Annotated in this window: 18 protein-coding genes and 1 pseudogene; 15 read left to right on the plus strand and 4 right to left on the minus strand. The window is 49.5% G+C overall.

The genetic code is table 11. The annotated features are described in order from the left end of the window. Positions 1 to 52 precede the first annotated feature (52 nt). The gene (locus ACO1NT_RS17435) at positions 53 to 265 is read left to right on the plus strand and encodes a hypothetical protein (protein ID WP_449050019.1); all 213 of its coding nucleotides are present in this window, start codon (positions 53 to 55) and stop codon (positions 263 to 265) included. Between the two features lie 18 nt (positions 266 to 283). Here the strand turns inward: ACO1NT_RS17435 and ACO1NT_RS17440 are convergent, their stop codons facing one another. The 4 genes from ACO1NT_RS17440 to ACO1NT_RS17455 all read right to left on the minus strand — a co-directional run bounded on the left by ACO1NT_RS17440 (position 284) and on the right by ACO1NT_RS17455 (position 4,793). Further along, positions 284 to 1,390, minus strand: a complete 1,107-nt coding sequence (locus ACO1NT_RS17440; RefSeq protein WP_449050020.1) for a glucose 1-dehydrogenase — start codon at positions 1,388 to 1,390, stop codon at positions 284 to 286. Between the two features lie 10 nt (positions 1,391 to 1,400). Next, positions 1,401 to 3,236: a glycoside hydrolase family 15 protein gene (locus ACO1NT_RS17445; protein WP_449050021.1), complete on the minus strand. Its 1,836-nt coding sequence runs from the start codon at positions 3,234 to 3,236 to the stop codon at positions 1,401 to 1,403. Between the two features lie 67 nt (positions 3,237 to 3,303). Beyond that, positions 3,304 to 3,828, minus strand: a complete 525-nt coding sequence (locus ACO1NT_RS17450) for an acyl-CoA thioesterase (RefSeq protein WP_449050022.1) — start codon at positions 3,826 to 3,828, stop codon at positions 3,304 to 3,306. Positions 3,829 to 3,860: 32 nt separating this feature from the next. Next, positions 3,861 to 4,793 carry an SDR family oxidoreductase gene (locus tag ACO1NT_RS17455; RefSeq protein WP_449050023.1) on the minus strand — a complete coding sequence of 311 codons (933 nt, stop codon included), beginning with the start codon at positions 4,791 to 4,793 and terminating at the stop codon, positions 3,861 to 3,863. 234 nt (positions 4,794 to 5,027) lie between these two features. Between ACO1NT_RS17455 and ACO1NT_RS17460 the strand changes: the two genes are divergently transcribed. The 14 genes and pseudogenes from ACO1NT_RS17460 to ACO1NT_RS17525 all read left to right on the plus strand — a co-directional run bounded on the left by ACO1NT_RS17460 (position 5,028) and on the right by ACO1NT_RS17525 (position 17,816). Next, positions 5,028 to 5,807, plus strand: a complete 780-nt coding sequence (locus tag ACO1NT_RS17460; RefSeq protein ID WP_449050024.1) for an SAM hydrolase/SAM-dependent halogenase family protein — start codon at positions 5,028 to 5,030, stop codon at positions 5,805 to 5,807. Between the two features lie 43 nt (positions 5,808 to 5,850). Beyond that, complete coding sequence (locus ACO1NT_RS17465; protein ID WP_449050025.1) at positions 5,851 to 6,393, plus strand: hypothetical protein; 543 nt, start codon at positions 5,851 to 5,853, stop codon at positions 6,391 to 6,393. Between the two features lie 55 nt (positions 6,394 to 6,448). Continuing rightward, positions 6,449 to 8,275, plus strand: coding sequence for an ABC transporter ATP-binding protein (locus ACO1NT_RS17470; protein WP_449050026.1), 1,827 nt, complete (start codon positions 6,449 to 6,451; stop codon positions 8,273 to 8,275). Between the two features lie 145 nt (positions 8,276 to 8,420). Further along, entirely contained in the window at positions 8,421 to 9,386 is a 966-nt protein-coding gene (locus tag ACO1NT_RS17475) for a PhoH family protein (RefSeq protein WP_449050027.1), read from the plus strand. Between the two features lie 9 nt (positions 9,387 to 9,395). After that, positions 9,396 to 10,346 (plus strand): phosphoribosylaminoimidazolesuccinocarboxamide synthase, encoded by a 951-nt coding sequence (locus ACO1NT_RS17480; RefSeq protein WP_449050028.1) that lies wholly within the window; start codon positions 9,396 to 9,398, stop codon positions 10,344 to 10,346. Between the two features lie 99 nt (positions 10,347 to 10,445). Next, the gene (locus ACO1NT_RS17485; protein WP_449050053.1) at positions 10,446 to 10,829 is read left to right on the plus strand and encodes an STAS domain-containing protein; all 384 of its coding nucleotides are present in this window, start codon (positions 10,446 to 10,448) and stop codon (positions 10,827 to 10,829) included. Beyond that, positions 10,826 to 11,737 carry a ribonuclease Z gene (locus ACO1NT_RS17490; RefSeq protein ID WP_449050029.1) on the plus strand — a complete coding sequence of 304 codons (912 nt, stop codon included), beginning with the start codon at positions 10,826 to 10,828 and terminating at the stop codon, positions 11,735 to 11,737. Before ACO1NT_RS17485 ends, ACO1NT_RS17490 begins: the two co-directional genes overlap by 4 nt. Before the next feature lie 7 nt (positions 11,738 to 11,744). Then, positions 11,745 to 12,818, plus strand: coding sequence for a histidinol-phosphate transaminase (hisC, locus tag ACO1NT_RS17495; RefSeq protein ID WP_449050030.1), 1,074 nt, complete (start codon positions 11,745 to 11,747; stop codon positions 12,816 to 12,818). 24 nt (positions 12,819 to 12,842) lie between these two features. After that, entirely contained in the window at positions 12,843 to 13,982 is a 1,140-nt protein-coding gene (hisB, locus tag ACO1NT_RS17500) for a bifunctional histidinol-phosphatase/imidazoleglycerol-phosphate dehydratase HisB (protein WP_449050031.1), read from the plus strand. A 96-nt stretch (positions 13,983 to 14,078) separates the two neighbouring features. Next, the gene (gene hisH / locus ACO1NT_RS17505) at positions 14,079 to 14,669 is read left to right on the plus strand and encodes an imidazole glycerol phosphate synthase subunit HisH (RefSeq protein WP_449050032.1); all 591 of its coding nucleotides are present in this window, start codon (positions 14,079 to 14,081) and stop codon (positions 14,667 to 14,669) included. A gap of 20 nt (positions 14,670 to 14,689) precedes the next feature. Then, positions 14,690 to 15,439: a 1-(5-phosphoribosyl)-5-[(5-phosphoribosylamino)methylideneamino]imidazole-4-carboxamide isomerase gene (locus ACO1NT_RS17510; protein ID WP_449050033.1), complete on the plus strand. Its 750-nt coding sequence runs from the start codon at positions 14,690 to 14,692 to the stop codon at positions 15,437 to 15,439. A gap of 5 nt (positions 15,440 to 15,444) precedes the next feature. Next, positions 15,445 to 16,197 carry an imidazole glycerol phosphate synthase subunit HisF gene (gene hisF / locus ACO1NT_RS17515; protein WP_449050034.1) on the plus strand — a complete coding sequence of 251 codons (753 nt, stop codon included), beginning with the start codon at positions 15,445 to 15,447 and terminating at the stop codon, positions 16,195 to 16,197. Positions 16,198 to 16,281: 84 nt separating this feature from the next. Further along, a pseudogene (gene hisIE, locus ACO1NT_RS17520) lies at positions 16,282 to 16,887 on the plus strand (bifunctional phosphoribosyl-AMP cyclohydrolase/phosphoribosyl-ATP diphosphatase HisIE); the annotation flags it as partial. Positions 16,888 to 16,898: 11 nt separating this feature from the next. After that, positions 16,899 to 17,816 (plus strand): WD40 repeat domain-containing protein, encoded by a 918-nt coding sequence (locus tag ACO1NT_RS17525; protein ID WP_449050035.1) that lies wholly within the window; start codon positions 16,899 to 16,901, stop codon positions 17,814 to 17,816. Positions 17,817 to 17,823: the final 7 nt, after the last annotated feature.

Below are 17,823 nucleotides of genomic sequence, written 5' to 3' on the forward strand. Positions count from 1 at the left end.
CCCTTCCAAACATTTTCCGATTGGGGTTGTTGAAAGGTTAAATATAAATCGTATGGCAAAGACAATCGGAATCATTCTGGTCATTGTAGGTATAGCCATGCTGGTATGGACCGGCTTCTCATTCACGAAGAAAGAAAAAGTAGTGGATATCGGCTCGTTGGAAATCAATGCGGACAAAAAAGAACATGTGAATTGGCCACCCTATGTCGGTGGGATTGTCTTAGTGGCAGGGGTGGTCTTATTGCTTGTCCCTAAACGGAGATAGGCCTAAGGAGCTGGGTTATTAATCCCAACGGATAACGGTTTTGATATCGTCAGCTGACCTCAGGTCAATGGCCTCTGAAAAATCAGTGTATTTGATTCGCTTGGTAATGATGCTGTCAATCACGTCACCCCACCTGTTTTTTGCTTTTTCCAAGTCCTTGATGCCTGTTTCGAAATTTGCCGTACTGGCGTTGACACTTCCGAGGATGATCTGGTTTTTGAGTACGATTTGCGACATGGTTTCGCCGCCGGGTATACAAACGGGTTTACCCTCACCCGGGATTCCGGTCATCACATAAATGCCATTGATACCCAATACATCAATCAATTCGAAACCCAGTTGCGCTACGCCGGCAGCTTCAAGAATCATGTCGATTTGCCCCAGTTTTTCGTCGAGATCTTCAATTTTAATTTGATGGGCGTTAATATAGGTCCCGCCAAGTTGTTTGAGCAGTTGTGGCCGCTTGGTATGCTCCTCAACGATATCCACGCCGATTACCTCGGCACCCCGGAGGCGTAGGGCGACGACGCCGAGTAAGCCAATGGCTCCTATACCTGCTACCAGCACCTTTTTACCATTCACCCACGAGGAGCCTGTAAGTGAAGGTAAGGGGAGGCGTGCCGATTGGATATTATTTGCCTCGTCGATAGCTTTCTGTACCACAGACATGGGTTCGGCAAGGACGCCAACAGATTTTGTGCTTTCTGGTACCTTAATCAAATATTGCTCATCATCTATTACAAACTCCGTTTCGAAGCCATGGAGTGCCTTAATCCCCCGCTCGGCATAGTTGCCGGTATAGCACATGTCGCTCCGGTGGTGTTTACACGCTTCACATTCCCCGCAGCCCCTTCTTACGGTCAGCACCGCATAATCTCCCACCGAAACGGTGGATACATCTGCGCCCGTTTCGATGGCCTGGCCGAGCATCTCGTGGCCAATAACGAGGTGCTGTGCATGTTCCGGAGCGTCGGCCCGTCCACCCAACACCTCTTCCCTGTCTGTGCCGCAGATGCCGACTTCCAATACCTTCAGTTTGACCTGTGTTTTCCTCGTCAGCTGGGGTTCATCAATTTCTATAATAGCCGAGTCGGGTACGCCCGGCTTAATCGCTATGGCTTTCATATGCATTCGCTTAAATGTACTCGTTTACTTGCTTATTCCGTTGATCATCCAGCTGCTTGTTTAAGTTTATCGCCGCGCTGATCAAACCGAGATGCGTAAATGCCTGTGGGAAATTACCGAGATGATCGCCCTGTATACCCAACATCTCGGCATACAGGCCTACATGGTTGGCATAACCCAGCATCTTTTCAAAATAATGCCTCGCTTTCTGCAGGTTGCCCGCGCGCGAAAGGCATTCCACATACCAAAATGTACACATGGAGAACGTACCTTCCGCGCCCGAAAGCCCATCAAAATCTTCGTTTGGCCGGTAACGGTATACCAGAAAATCAGATACCAGCTGTTGTTCGATACGGCTAAGTGTCGCGAGCCACTGCGGATCTTTCGCGCCGATAAAGTGTACTTTGGGCATCAGTAGCGTGGCCGCGTCGACGGTTGAAGCTCCTTTGAACTGGACAAACGTTTTAAGTTCCTTGTTCCAAAATTGCTGGTGGATGTCGTTGAAAATACGGTCGCGTTCGGTGATCCAAGCTTCCGGCAGTGGATAGGAGTGCTTCAGTCCGATTTTTATAGCTCGGTCAAACGCCACCCAACACATCATCCGAGAATATAGGAATTGTTTTTTGCCCCCGCGTACTTCCCATATCCCTTCGTCGCTGATCTGCCAATTTTTGCTGAGCCAGTCTACATGGCGGCTCAGGTCTTTCCAAAACTGGTAGGAAATCGATTCTACGTTTTTATCATACAGATACACCGAGTCCATCAGCTCACCGTAAATATCCAGCTGGATCTGCTCGTGGGCCCCGTTTCCGATTCGGACGGGTTTCGACTTCCGATAGCCTTCGAGATGTCGAAGTTCGATTTCATTTAGGTCTTTTTTCCCGTCAAGCGTATACATCAAGGTTAGGTATTCATTGGTTTTGGATATATCGATGCATTGCTTTTCCACCCACGCGATGAAGTCCCGCGCCTCCTTTTTATAACCCAGGTTGATAAAGGCATAAACCGTAAAAGACGCGTCCCTGATCCAGGTATACCGATAGTCCCAGTTGCGGACGCCACCGATTTCTTCGGGCAGGCCAAAAGTGGGCGCGGCGACAATGGAACCATAGCGGTAGGATGTCATTAGTTTAAGACAAAGGGCAGATCGGTTGACGATTTCCATCCACCGGCCGCGGTACATACACCGTGCTATCCAGTCTTTCCAGTAATTGATGGTATCAAATAAGCTTTTGGTTATGAAATCCTCCAAGTTGTCGCCAGATGCTGCTGACCGGTTTACCTGCTCTAATATGAAATCGGCTTTTTGTCCCTTTTTGAGCTGGAACGCTGCCACGGCGTCTTGCCCTGCTAACCGAAGCTTCACATTACTTTTCAGACTTAATATGGTTTGGTCGGGCCCTTCGCTGACAAAACGTATTTCATGCGCGTTGATTTGTTCAACGCGATGGCTGGCGCGGGCGTAATCGAACCGCGGCGCGCATCGCATGGCCATTTCAAATTCGCCCTGGATACAGGTTACCCGCCGTACCAGCTCCTTGCCTCCATAAAGCTCTTCGACAGGCATGAAGTCGGTCAGTTCCGCAACCCCGTTCCGGGCCAGAAAGCGTGTCAGCAGCACATTCGTATCAGGTAGGTAAAGTTGTTTGTTCTTGATGTCGCCCGTCGCCGGAGTGATAGCAAAATGTCCGCCTTTACCTTTATCAAGCAACGCCGCGAAAATGCTCGGCGAGTCAAAGTCGGGGAAACACATGAAATCAATGGAGCCGTCGAGGCCAACAAGGGCCACGGTGTTCAAGTCTCCAATGAGTGCATAATTCTCAATGGGCTGATAGTCGAATGGCATTTGAATCGTTTCGTTTGCCTTTTCAACAATCCCGAAGGGAAATGGTTTGGATTTTCGTAGATTATCCTTAGGCTTTCACGACCTCTTTGAACAGGTTTTGGAGCTCTTTGGCATCCTTCGGCTTGAGCTTGCCCCCTAATACGAGTCGGAGCTCCCTTCGCTGGAGGGCTTCATTATAAAGCTTCTGTTCCTCGTCGGTCTGTGGAATCAGCCTCGGTACCGCCACTTTTTCGTTGTGTTGGTCGATGGCGACAAAGGTGTAGAACGCTTCGTTCGACTTGACCCGCGTGCCCGAAGGAATGTTCTGTGCCCACACTACCAAACGTACTTCTACAGATGTCGTAAAAGCGCGGGTCACTTGGGCCTCGATACTGATTACATCGCCCAATTTGATGGGATGTCTGAACGATACGTTATCGACCGAGGCGGTGACAACGATGCGGTTGCAATGTTTTTGGGCGGAAATAGCCGCGGCAATGTCCATCCAGTGGAGCAGACGCCCGCCCATGAGGTTATTGAGCGTATTGGTGTCGTTGGGAAGCACCAATTCGTTCATGACGGTATGCGACTCGTGGGCAAATTTTTCATTCATGCTGCAAAGATGAGATTATTTTTTTGTTTGTGTCATTCCTGGGCCGATTGCATCAGTTGCTGGCTCACGATGGCTAGCCCTTCTTCAAAGCTGTGGGGTTCATAACCCAATACATGGCGTGCCTTATCCAGTAAAAATCCTGTCCGTGCGGGGCGTGGTGCCGCTTGGCTGAGGGTTGCCGAACTTACCTGCCGGATAAGGGATTTGTCGAGCTTCCAGAAATCAGCCACTGCGGCAACCAGTTCGTGGATGGCAAACATATCTTTCCCTGAAATATGGAAAATTCCTTCAGTTTCCGAGAGAGCCGCAAGTATGCAGGCTTCGGCCAAATCTTCCGCAAGTGTCGGCATGCGCCATTGGTCGTTGACCACATGGAGCGGTTGCCCTTTCTCCAATGCACCTTTTGCCCACAATACGATGTTGCTGCGGCTCATGTCAGCCACTACGCCATATACCAATATGGTGCGGAGGATGGTCCATTTGCACGTAGACTGTTGGATAAGGTGCTCGGCGTCCAGCTTGCTTTGGCCATACAGGCTCAGCGGGTTGGCTGGGGCCCCCTCGGCATAGGGCCCTTCCTTTCCATCAAAAATGAAATCGGTGGATAGGTGGATGAGATGGATGCCGAACTCCTCGCACAAGGCACTGAGTGTTGCCACGGCTTCGATATTCAGTTTCCTGCATCCCTCCGGGTCGTGTTCGCAGGCGTCGACATTGGTCATTGCCGCGGTATTGATGATGACCTCCGGCCGGTGCTCGGCCACGACCGCCCGCAACTGATCCCTGTTGAGGATATCGAGGGCGATATAGGTATATTCTTCTTTTGCAGGATGGCGGTTCTCGCCCCGGGAGGTAGCGACCAATGTTATCCGGTCGTCGGCGAGTGCTAAGTCCGTCAGTTTTTGGCCCAGCAGACCGTTGCTTCCCGTTACTAATATTTTTTTTGCTAATGGGTTGGTGGTCATCAAATGAAGTGATTTAATGAATGTGGCTTCCTATTCGTGGTACTAACCGGGGCAAAGATAAGGATACTTTTGATTTGTCGATTGCTTTGCCCCATTTCAATCCCCAACGCGCTTGCTTACGATAAAGTGGAGCGGTAGTTGTTTTTAATGCAGTTGCACAGGCTGCCGGAAGCCACATGAATTGGATATGAAAGCAACTTTATCTAAGTTTGCAACAATTTAAGAAATGCGGGTATGGGTATCATTACCTTAACAACAGATTTAGGACATAAGGATTTTTACCAAGCTGCACTTAAGGGGAGCATCATTAGCCAATTTCCAGCAGTAAGGCTTGTCGATATATCACACGATATCCCGCCTTTCGACATCCAGTATGCAGCCTTCGTGCTGAAAAATGCCTATCCGTATTTTCCCAAGAAGACAGTTCACCTTATCGGAATCGATTCGGTATTCAACCAAGATACCCGTTATGTCGCGCTATCCCATAAGAACCATTATTTCGTGGGTGCCGATAATGGTATTTTCTCACTGATTTTGGATGCACCTCCCGAAGAGGCCGTGGAGCTGAATATTATCCAAGACTTGAAATACCTGCATTTTCCGTTGACTGATATTTTTGCCAAGGCTGCCTGCATCCTCGCAAAAGGTGGGAAGCTTGCCGATGTGGGCGACCCAGTATCCGATGTGGTAGATCGAACGCTGGTACAGCCCGTCGTGGAGAAAGACAGCCTACGGGGCAGTGTGGTATTCGTCGATTCCTTCGGCAACGTGATCAGCAATATCAGCAAAGAATTATTTAACAAGGTGCAGCGTAGCCGCAACTTTACCCTGTATTTCAGGCGGAACGAAACCATCGATCATATGAGCTGGCATTACAATGACGTACCTGAAGGAGAGAAGCTCTGCCTGTTCGGCATCAGCGACCACTTGGAAATCGCCATCAATAAGGGAAATGCAAGTGGCCTATTGGGTCTCAACAAGGGCGACATCATCCGCCTGGAGTTCGGAACATAACCATTGGCGGTAATCTTGGTCCGTTTTTTGACCGCCCATTTCCATGCGATTTTCTTACCTGATCATCTTGGTCTGGCTACTCGGTACCGCGTTAAGCAGCAGGGCTGCACTCGTGGTCGCGCCACCTGCTGCTGATACTGCCGGTTACGAAGCACAGCGTCAAAAAGTGAACGAGCTGCTGCAAAAGCGTAGTGCGCGGTTCGGTCAGTTCGACGAAAGCCTCAAAAAACGCACAGGCATCTTCGGGCTCAAAACCAAAAAAGACATGCAGGCGTCCATCGACATCCTCAAACAGATTGTATTTACGGATAATGATATCTTTCGTGAAACCAAAATGCTCCTGGACTATAAAGAATTCGAGAAGTCGCAAATCGCCCAGCAAGCTAACGAATTTGACGGACGTATCAACGGGTACATCAAAACCATCAGCAAGCTGCAGCGCGAGCAGGAACGCCTATCGGCCGAGGTGGACAGGCTTGAAAACAACAACCTGCGGAACCAAGGATTGTTAACCCTCTTCGCGTTAACTACGGTGGGTATCGGTATATGGTTGTTTGTCCGTCGCCAAAAAGTGACGAAAGCATGATACCCGACAACATTATTGTCTATACTTTTGCCCCTATAATTTTTAATTATAGTACATGGCAAGACAACGGCTCAATAGTGGAAATACGCCATCGGAGGACCTGCCCAAACCGAAGCTGACAAAGACAACACTTAAAAAAGCGGGTAAACTGCTGACGTACCTAAGGCCCTACCGCGGCAAATTCATTGTGGGTATGGTTTTCTTGTGCTTGTCGAGCCTTACGGCCCTTACTTTTCCTGCGTTGCTCGGAGCCATGATTGACGCTGCCCAAGGTAAAGTGAAGTACGATTGGCTCGCCATGGATATCCATACCATCGGTGTCATTTCCTTCATTATCCTGTTTGTCCAATCTGCAGTTTCTTTTTTTCGGATACGTCTTTTCGTGGAGGTCGCGGAAAAATCATTAGCAGATATCCGACGCGATTCCTATCATAACCTGATTACTTTACCCCTCGATTTTTTCTCCAACCGTAGGGTGGGCGAGCTCAATAGCCGCTTGTCGGCGGATTTGTCGCAGATACAAGATACGATGACCACCACCTTCGCTGAAATCATCCGGCAGGTAATCTTGCTTACCGGCGGTGTATGCTGGCTATTCGTTGTCTCCTCCAAACTTACCCTGCTCAATCTGAGTATCTTACCGGTGTTAGTCATCGTGGCCGTGGTTTTCGGCCGGTTCATCCGTAAGTTGTCCCGCCAGGCGCAAGATAAATTGGCCGAATCCAATACGGTGGTACAGGAAACCCTGCAGGGCATCAGTAATGTGAAGGCTTTTGTCAATGAAGCCTATGAAGCGTCGCGCTATTCGAAAACCCTCCAGTCGGTCGTGAAAATCGCGGTAAAAGGGGCCACCTATCGTGGCATTTTTGCATCCTTTATTATTTTCTGTCTTTTCGGGGCCGTCGTAGCGGTTATCTGGTACGGCTCGGCGTTGGTGTCGGCCGGCGATATCTCCGTGGGCGACCTCACCACCTATATCCTGTATTCGATTTTTGTGGCCGGCTCAATGGGTAGTTTCCCCGAATTGTACGCCAACATCCAGAAAGCGATCGGTGCCAGTGAACGGGTCATCGAAATTCTCGATGAGCAACAGGAAGACGCTGGACTGCTACAGGCCGAGAAAACCATTGAAAACCCCATTGGGGGCGCCATCGCATTTGAGAACGTTACCTTTGCATATCCGTCACGGCATGAAATTACCGTTTTGAAGGGGGTTTCCTTTGATGTGGAAGCGGGAGAGAAATTGGCCATTGTTGGGCCGAGTGGAACAGGGAAGTCCACAATAGCCTCCCTGGTACTGCAATTCTACAAACCCGATAGTGGCCGCATCTTATTTGATGGTCGCGCGGCAGACGATTATCCACTTACCGATATCCGTGGACAGGTGGCCATTGTACCGCAGGATGTATTGCTCTTCGGCGGTACGATACGAGAAAACATCGCCTATGGAAGGCTCGGCGCCGATGCGGAAGAAATCATCACGGCCGCTAAACGCGCCAATGCGCACGATTTTATCATGGATTTCCCGAAAGGGTATGATACCATGGTAGGCGAGCGCGGCGTGAAGTTGTCTGGCGGCCAACGCCAGCGCATCGCCATCGCCCGTGCCCTACTCAAAGACCCGGCCATCCTCATCCTTGACGAGGCTACCTCTTCACTCGACTCCGAATCGGAACGCCAAGTGCAGCAGGCCCTTGAAGAGTTGATGAAAGGCCGTACCTCCATCATAATTGCCCACCGATTGTCCACCATCCGCGAGGCCGACCAGATCGTTGTGGTAGAAGCGGGAAAAGTGGTCGCCTCCGGTACCCACGAGGCACTGATGGACAAAGGGGAGGGCTTGTACCACCACTTGTATCAGCTGCAGCTGGCCGCTAAGTAACGCGAAACACGTAGGAATTTCATCCGCCGGATGTTATTGCATATAAACGGGAATTTATCTATGTTTGAATGCTGTATGACGTACGAAGTCGACAGCAGTGGATAGAAGTAGGGTATAGTCAAAAGCAGATAGCTGATAAACGAATTTGAACGAGCTAAATATCACGTTGGAATATGTGAATCCCGCCATGTTGTGGGGTGCACAGAACGAACACTTTGAAGTGTTCAAAAAGCAATTCCCGAAACTGAAAATTGTGGCGCGGGGCAATGAGGTAAAAGTGCTGGGCGATGAGCGGGAAATAACGTTGTTTAAAACCCAGTTCGATAAGGTGGTTTCCCATATCGAGCGGTATAACAACCTAACCTCAAATGATGTGGAAACAATCTTGAGCGCATCCACCGCGGTTGAGGTGAAGGCTAAGAAGAATGGCGAAAAGGTGCCTTCAGGCGGTGGAGGTGAACCCATTGTTTTCGGTCCGAATGGCATCATTGTGAAGGCGCGCACGGCGAACCAACGGCGGATGGTCGAAAGTATTGTGCATAACGATATTCTGTTCGCTATCGGGCCTGCCGGCACTGGAAAAACCTATACGGCAGTGGCGCTGGCGGTGCGGGCTTTGCGCAATAAGGAGGTACGGCGTATCATACTGACGAGGCCGGCCGTGGAAGCAGGTGAGAATCTTGGATTCCTGCCCGGTGATTTGAAAGAGAAGGTGGATCCTTACCTTCGGCCGCTCTATGATGCGCTAGATGACATGATTCCTGCGGAAAAACTAAAGGCTTTTCTCGAAAATCGGACCATAGAAGTGGCGCCGCTGGCGTTTATGCGTGGCCGTACACTAGACAATTGTTTTGTCATTTTGGATGAGGCCCAGAATGCAACCGACATGCAAGTGAAAATGTTCCTCACACGGATGGGGCCTACTGCAAAATTCATCGTCACTGGCGATGTCACACAGATCGATTTACCCAAAAAACAACAATCGGGCTTACCGACGGCACTACGATTACTGGAAGGCATCGACGGAATAGACATTATCCACCTCAGCGGTGGCGATGTGGTAAGGCATAAGCTGGTGAAGCGGATATTGGCCGCATATGGAGATATTTGAAAAATCACAATGGATACGATAAAAGAAACGAATTTCCATTTTGAAGGGCAGCAGGCCTTTTACCGTGGTAAAGTGCGGGACGTGTATACGGTTGGCGAGAAATACCTGGTTATGGTAGCAACTGATAGGATTTCGGCTTTTGACGTGGTATTGCCCCGAGCCATCCCTTTCAAGGGCCAGGTACTCAACCAAATCGAAGCTAAATTCCTGGAAGCAACGGAAGATATTGTACCTAATTGGGTAGTCGACGTGCCGGACCCCTGTGTAACCATTGGGTACCAATGCCAGCCATTCAAAGTAGAGATGGTCATTCGGGGCTATTTGGTTGGCCATGCATGGCGCGAATATCAAGCAGGTAAACGAGAGGTGTGCGGCGAATCATTACCCGATGGACTCCGTGAAAATGACCGCCTGCCACAACCGATCATTACCCCCACCACAAAAGCAGCAGAAGGCCACGATGAGGATATTTCACGGGCTGATATCCTTGCGCAGGGTATCGTATCGGAGACCGATTACCTACGGCTGGAAGCTTACACCCGGGCGCTATATGCACGGGGTACGGAGTTGGCGGCCGCAAGGGGATTGATTCTGGCAGACACGAAATATGAGTTTGGCAAACGGGACGGGAAAATATATTTGATTGACGAGATCCATACCCCCGACTCATCGCGCTACTTTTATGCCGATGGTTTCGAAAGACTGCAGCAGCAGGGCAAGCCCCAACGGCAGCTTTCGAAAGAATTTGTACGGAAATGGCTGATCGAAAATGGTTTTCAAGGAAAAGAAGGGCAGCAGGTGCCGGAAATGACGGATGAAATCGTATCTTCGATTGCTGAAAGGTATATCGAGCTCTTTGAACACATTACCGGCGAACGGTTTGTCTATCCCAAACAGGGCGATTCGTCGAATCGAATAGTGGAGAATGTAAAATCGGCGCTTCAACGGCTGATTGGGTAAGAAGTAAAGAGCGGATGAGACCTGCCCTGTCAGCACCTAGCAAATGGTGCCAATGACAATGCAGGTTCCATCAGGCTAACAAAGACAAATTATTTAGTGATGAAATTCACGATCGACAAACATGAAAAATATGTTACTGTCCAACCTCATGTGGAGGTGTTGGACGGTGATTCGGCGCCCAAGATAAAGGCAGAGTTTGTACTGCGTAATTCTGGTGGACAAAGCAATATCGTGCTTGACTTATCACATGTCAAGGACGCTGATTCGTCGGGGCTGCGTATCGGTCTGCTAGCACATCGCATGTGTAAGACCGCTGGCGGCGTATTTATCCTGGCGTGCGCGAACCAACGCATCAAAAACTTGATTTCAGTATGTAAGCTGGATGGTGTATTCACCATCGCCCCCAATACCGCCGAAGCCGAGGATATGATATTTTCGAAGGAACTTGAACGGGACCTGCGTGGCGCCGCCGAAGAGGGATGAGGTTTGATGTATTGATATTGGGAAGTAGTTCCGCAACGCCGATTTACGGTCGACATCCTACGGCACAGCTTATTAATGTCAATGAACAGCTGTATTTGGTGGATTGTGGGGAGGGTACGCAAGTACAACTGATCAAATACGGCGTAAGGAGTAACCGTATTAAACATATCTTCATCAGCCATCTGCACGGCGACCATTACCTGGGACTTATCGGCCTGATTTCGTCCATGCACTTGGTAGGACGGAAGGATGAATTGCATATTTACGGACCACCCGGTTTGAAGGAAATCATCGAGCTGCATTTTCTTCATTCGCAGACTGAACTGCGGTATTCGCTGTATATACACACCACCCAGGATTCAACAAATAACGTTGTACTTGAGAATGAAAACCTGCGGGTGAGTACGTTTCCATTGAGCCACCGCATTGCCTGCACCGGGTTCCGATTCGATGAAAACAAGCGCCTCCCCGCAATCGATAGGGAAAAAGTTACTACTATCGGTATACCGACAGCGCTACTGCCCCTGATAAAGCGGGGACACGATTATACCGCCCCCGATGGCACCGTGTACCGCTGGCAGGAGCTGACCATTGCACCGGCACCGCCGCGGAGCTATGCTTATTGTTCAGATACGGTAAAGACATCCAGCTACTTGCCATACATCCAACAGGTTGACCTGCTGTACCACGAGGCAACCTTTCTGGATGAAATGCGCGATAGGGCGGCTGCTACCTACCATACCACGGCATTGCAGGCCGCCGAAATTGCGGCTGAAGTGGGTGCAAAGAAATTACTTATTGGACACTATTCAGCGAGATATAAAGATTTGAAGCCACTGTTGCACGAAAGCAAATCGGTATTTGGAGCCACGCAGCTGGCGTTGGAAGGAAAATGGTATTCTATTTAGTTCACTGATGACAACAACATTTGATCTGACAAAATTATTGCGTGAAAATATACGGCAGCTTACCCCATATTCATCCGCACGTGATGAATTTAAAGGCGAAGCCTCCGTTTTACTCGATGCGAACGAAAATGCGTTCGGGTCACCGCTCAATCGCCCTTTCAATCGCTATCCTGACCCGCTGCAGCATCAATTGAAGCTAAAGCTAAGTACGGTCAAAGGCGTGCCCGCTAGAAATATGTTTCTGGGCAACGGCAGCGACGAGGCGATTGATATCCTGTTCCGCGCATTTTGCCGCCCTGGCGTGGATAACGTTATCCTCGTGCCACCTACCTATGGCATGTACGAGGTCTCGGCCAACATCAACGATGTAGCCACCAAACAGGTAAACCTGACCGCTGATTTTCAGCTCAACCTCGAAGGTATCGCTGAAGCCATCGATGCGAATACCCGGATCATCTTCCTTTGTTCGCCAAATAATCCTACAGGCAATTCGTTGCACAGGGAAGATGTGGAAACGGTGTTGGCCAACTTTGACGGGTTGGTGGTCATTGATGAAGCATATATCAATTATTCGCGCCAGAAAACATTTATCCAGGAGTTGACCGAATACAGTAACTTGGTGGTATTGCAGACCCTATCGAAAGCGTGGGGGCTGGCTGCCTTGCGTCTGGGCATGGCTTTCGCCAGTGAGGAAATCATTGAGGTATTCAATAAAATCAAACCACCATATAACATCAACCAGGCTACACAGGAGCTGGCATTGGCTGCGCTGGATCGTGTTGATCAGGTCAACGAATGGATAAAGACCACGGTTGCCGAACGTGAAAAGCTTTCGGAGATCTTGCGCGCATTTGATTTTGTGATCCATGTGTACCCTTCCGATGCCAACTTTATTTTGGTTAAGACTGATCATCCACGGGCATTGTACGAATACTTGGTGGGTGAAAGCATCATCGTTCGCGACCGGTCTAAGGTAGCATTGTGTGCAGGTTGCCTGCGGTTAACGGTGGGTACACCCGAGGAGAATGCCATGCTGGTAGCGGCATTGGGACGGTTTGTCCCATCGGCGACCATACAATAATTTTTTTCGCGATAATGAATAAAGATGTCCAATACGATTAAACGATTATTATTGATAGACCGCGACGGTACGCTGATTACCGAGCCGGACGATGAGCAAATCGACTCCTTTGCTAAACTGAAATTCTATCCCGGGGCGTTGCAGTATTTGCCACGTATTGCCCGCGAGCTCGATTTTGAGTTGATCCTAGTGTCAAATCAAGACGGCTTGGGGACCGCGTCGCACCCCGAAGAAAACTTCTGGCCTGTGCACCGTTTTATTGTTGATACCTTTGCCGGTGAGGGCGTTACATTTGCCGCAGAACATATCGACCGTACGTTTCCCCATGAAAATGCACCCACCCGCAAACCAGGGACGGCTTTGTTGACCGCCTATTTTGATACGTCGATATATGACCTTGCTCATTCATTCGTGGTTGGCGATCGAATCAACGACGTCAAGTTGGCGCAAAATCTGGGGGCCAAGGCTATTTGGCTCCGTAACAATGATACCTTGGGTGCGGCCGAGGAACATCAAATCGATGAGTCGGTCGTGGCGTTAGAAACGACCGATTGGAAGGCAATCTATGAATTTCTGAAGTTAGGTGAACGGGTGGGAGAGCATCACCGGAAAACGAATGAAACCGATATATATATCAAAGTGAACCTTGATGGTAAGGGGAAATCGGACATTGCCACGGGACTGCCGTTTTTTGACCACATGCTCGACCAGCTCGCTCGGCACGGCCATATCGACCTGACCATACATGCAAATGGCGATTTGCATATTGACGAACATCATACCATTGAAGATACGGGAATTGCTTTGGGCGAGCTCGTCGCTAAAACCCTGGGCGATAAACGGGGCATCGAGCGGTATGCCTTTACGCTGCCGATGGACGACTGCTTGGCACAGGTGGCCATCGACTTCGGCGGACGTGCCTGGACCGTATGGGATGCCGAATTCAAACGTGAAAAAATAGGGGATATGCCCACGGAGATGTTTTTCCATTTCTTCAAGTCCTTTTCGGATGCGGCAAAATGCAATTTGAATATCAAAGCGGAAGGTGAAAACGAGCACCATAAAATAGAAGCCATTTTCAAAGCATTTGCGAAGTCGATAAAAAAGGCGGTACGGCGCGATGCGGAGCACATGGAACTGCCCAGCACCAAGGGGGTGTTGTAGAACAAGGATGAAGGATGAAGGAACAAGGAACAAGGGTGCACGGAGCGAAGAAAGTTGTCTTTAGTCGTTGTTCCTTTAATCTTTAATCAATATAAAATGACAGGAATCATCAATTACGGTGCCGGTAACATCTTCTCGCTGACGGCTGCGTTAGATCGATTAGATATCCCCTACGGGATGGTCAATCATACGGGCGAGTTAGCAGATTACGACCGGATTATCATCCCCGGTGTGGGGCACGCTGGCGCGGCTATGCGTAAATTACAAGCTTCGGGACTGGCAGGCAGCGTTGGTCAGCTTACCAAACCCGTGCTGGGAATATGTGTAGGGATGCAGCTGCTCACCGCTTACTCCGAAGAGGGCGACAGTCCATTGTTGGAAGTCGTGCCGCTAAAAACGTTACATTTCGAAAACCGTATAACCGGAAAAGTGCCCCACATGGGCTGGAATCGGGTATTCCCCGAAAACGACTGCCCATTATTCGACAATGTAGAAAAAGATGCCTATTTTTATTTTGTGCACGCTTATTTTATTGAATATAATGCTACTTTTACCGCCGCTTATACCCAATATGGGCTAAAGTTTTCCGCCGCACTGCAAGATAGGAACTTTTACGGCGTGCAATTCCATCCGGAGAAATCTGGCGAAGCGGGCGAACGGTTATTGTTGAATTTTTCAAGATTGTAGTAGTCAACCCCTAGAGAATTATGTATATCATTCCGGCAATAGATGTTTTAGACAAGAAGGTGGTTCGCCTGCGTGAAGGTAATTACGACGACGCGACCATCTATGAGGTGAGCCTCGAAGAGATGATTGAGCGGTACCGATCGAATGGCACCGAATTCGTACACATTATCGACCTGAACGGCGCAAAGGGCGATTTCTCCAACCAAGCTTACCTTTTCGATATCGTACGTAATTCAGACATGAAAGTGCAGTACGGTGGTGGGGTACGGAGCATAGAGAAAGTACAGGAGCTCGTGGATGCAGGTATCCACCGGGTGGTCGTAGGCACGCAAGCCATCACCAATCCCACGTTTTTGGATGAGCTAAGCAACCTCAATCGCGGTAAATACAAGTATGCTGACCATGTGGTCATCGCCATAGACGTACTGGATGAAGTAATCAAGTATTCCGGCTGGATGGAAAGCTCCCCCGTGAAACTGTTGGATTATATCGATCGGTGCCTGTCCTTGGGCTTCTTCCGTTTCCTGTGCACGGATATCAATAAAGACGGCAAGCTGGGTGGTGCCGGGGTAGAGCTCTACAAAAAGCTAATGGACCATTCGCCTATCATCAAACTTATCGCCTCCGGAGGCATCAGTTCGATGAGCGATGTTAAGGACCTTGATGCCATCCATGTGGAAGCCTGTGTAATCGGAAAGGCGATTTATGAAAACCACATCACCATCGAAGAAATAAAAACTTGGAACCTGAAATCATTGATCCGTTTTTAGGAACTATGTTAGCGAAACGCATCATACCGTGTTTAGATGTTAAAGATGGCCGTACCGTAAAGGGTGTCAACTTCGTCGATTTGCGCGATGCCGGCGATCCGGTTGAACTGGCATGGCAATATTCGCGGCAGGGTGCAGACGAATTGGTTTTCCTTGATATTACCGCCACACACGAGCGGCGTAAAACAACGGTAGAACTGGTGAAAGCCGTAGCGCGGCAGGTTAATATCCCTTTTACGATCGGGGGCGGCATCAACGAACTGGGCGATGCCGATGTGTTGCTGCATGCGGGTGCCGATAAAATATCGATTAACTCTGCGGCCGTGCGAAATCCGGCATTGATCGACCAACTGGCAGCAGCGTTCGGTAAGCAATTTGTCGTGGTGGCAGTAGATACCCGAAAAGTGGATGGAAAGAACTATGTACACCTCAATGGTGGCCGACTCAAAACGGACATCGAAACGGATGTATGGATTAAGGAGGCGGAGCGCCGTGGAGCCGGTGAAATTTTGCTGACGTCTATGGACCACGATGGAACCAAAAATGGATTTGATTGTGTTTTTTTGAAAATGATCAACGACCAAATTGCCATTCCGCTTATTGCCTCCGGTGGAGCAGGCCATAAACAACATTTTGTGGACGTGTTTCAGCAAGCCAACGTGGACGCTGCACTCGCAGCTTCGGTATTCCATTACGGTGAAATATTGATTCCGGAGTTGAAGGAAGAATTACGGCAACAGGGCATTGTTGTGCGTTGATATCGAGGTTGGCGACAATGCAAAGAGCAAAAAGCAAAAAACAAAAGGTAGAAAAGCAAAGGGCAAACCGCGGAAAGGAAAAGAGCAGAACAACAAATGAACGAACGAATAGACTTCGAAAAATGTGGTGGCCTGGTTCCGGCCATCATACAGGATGCGCAAACACTGGAAGTATTGATGTTGGGCTACATGAATGAAGAGGCATGGCAGAAAACACAGGCGGAAGGGCGTGTTACCTTCTTTTCCAGGAGTAAAAACAGACTATGGACCAAGGGCGAGGAGAGCGGCAATTTCTTGGAAGTAGTGAGCACGCACGTCGATTGTGATAACGATACCATTTTAATCAAGGCGCATCCCCAGGGACCGACGTGTCATACCGGAAGCAGAAGTTGCTTCAATACCCCATATAACCATAATTTCATCTTTGAGCTCGTACGGATCATCGATAACCGTTACGAATTTCCAACGGCCGATTCGTATGTGAATAAATTGCGCGAGCGTGGTGTCAATAAAATTGCCCAGAAAGTAGGTGAAGAAGCGGTTGAAACCGTTATTGCTGCCCTGGCTGAGGAGGAAGTCGATTTTGTGAACGAAGCATCCGATCTGATCTTTCATTTACTCGTGTTGTTACGGCAGAAGGATCTGCCGCTCGAGACGATTGCGAGGAACCTGGAGCGCAGGCATCCATAGGGGATGAAAACATGTACAGTCTCCAAATCCATAAAGCGGGTACCCTATCGGGGCATCAGAACCCGATATTCGCCGTTGAGAACGGTCCAGATCCGGTAAACGTATTCACCGCGGGGAACGACAAAGGCGTGGTGCAATGGAACCTGGAAAGTATGGCGTTCGAGCGGATCCTGTACCCTGTCCAATTTTCGGTTTATGCGTTGCACCTTATAGCAAATTCAACGCTATTGGCTGTCGGCACCCGGGATGGGAGGGTTCACGTCGTTGATAGCCAAACCCAGCAACTGGTGGCCCGCCTCGAACACCATCAGCGGCCTGTGTTTGCCGTCAAATCGTTTCGCAACAAATCTGAACTGGTGGTGTCTTCGGAAGACGGTACCGTCTCGATCTGGAATACGGACGAGTTTGACCTCCTGTATCACTTTAAGGTATCCAACCAGACCGTCCGCACCATCGCCATCAGCAACGATGAACAATGGGTGGTATTCGGCACAAAAGAGGGGAAAGTGAAACTCTACAACGCGGTGGATTACACGTTCGTGGAAGAATTGCCGGCACATACCCGGCCGGTTACATCACTTTCTTTCTCACCTGACGGTCGGCACCTACTCACCGGGGGGCGCGACGCGCAACTTCATGTGCTTGGCGTGGGTGGTTTTGGGCTGGTGAAAGGCTTTACGCCGCATCTATTTACGGTATATGCCATTGCCTACCACCCAACGCTGCCTGTTTTTGCCACCGCCAGCCGCGATAAGAGCATCAAAATCTGGGCGTCGGGTGACTTCAGGCTGTTGCGCACCATCAGTTTCGAGAAAGGCTTCGATAGCCATTTCCTATCCATCAATGATATTGTATGGAATCCCTTCAAGAATCAACTAGTGTCCGTAAGCGATGATAAGCGGGCCATGGTCTGGGACGTGTCATTGTAAATTATTC

The organism is Parapedobacter sp., from assembly GCF_053550995.1.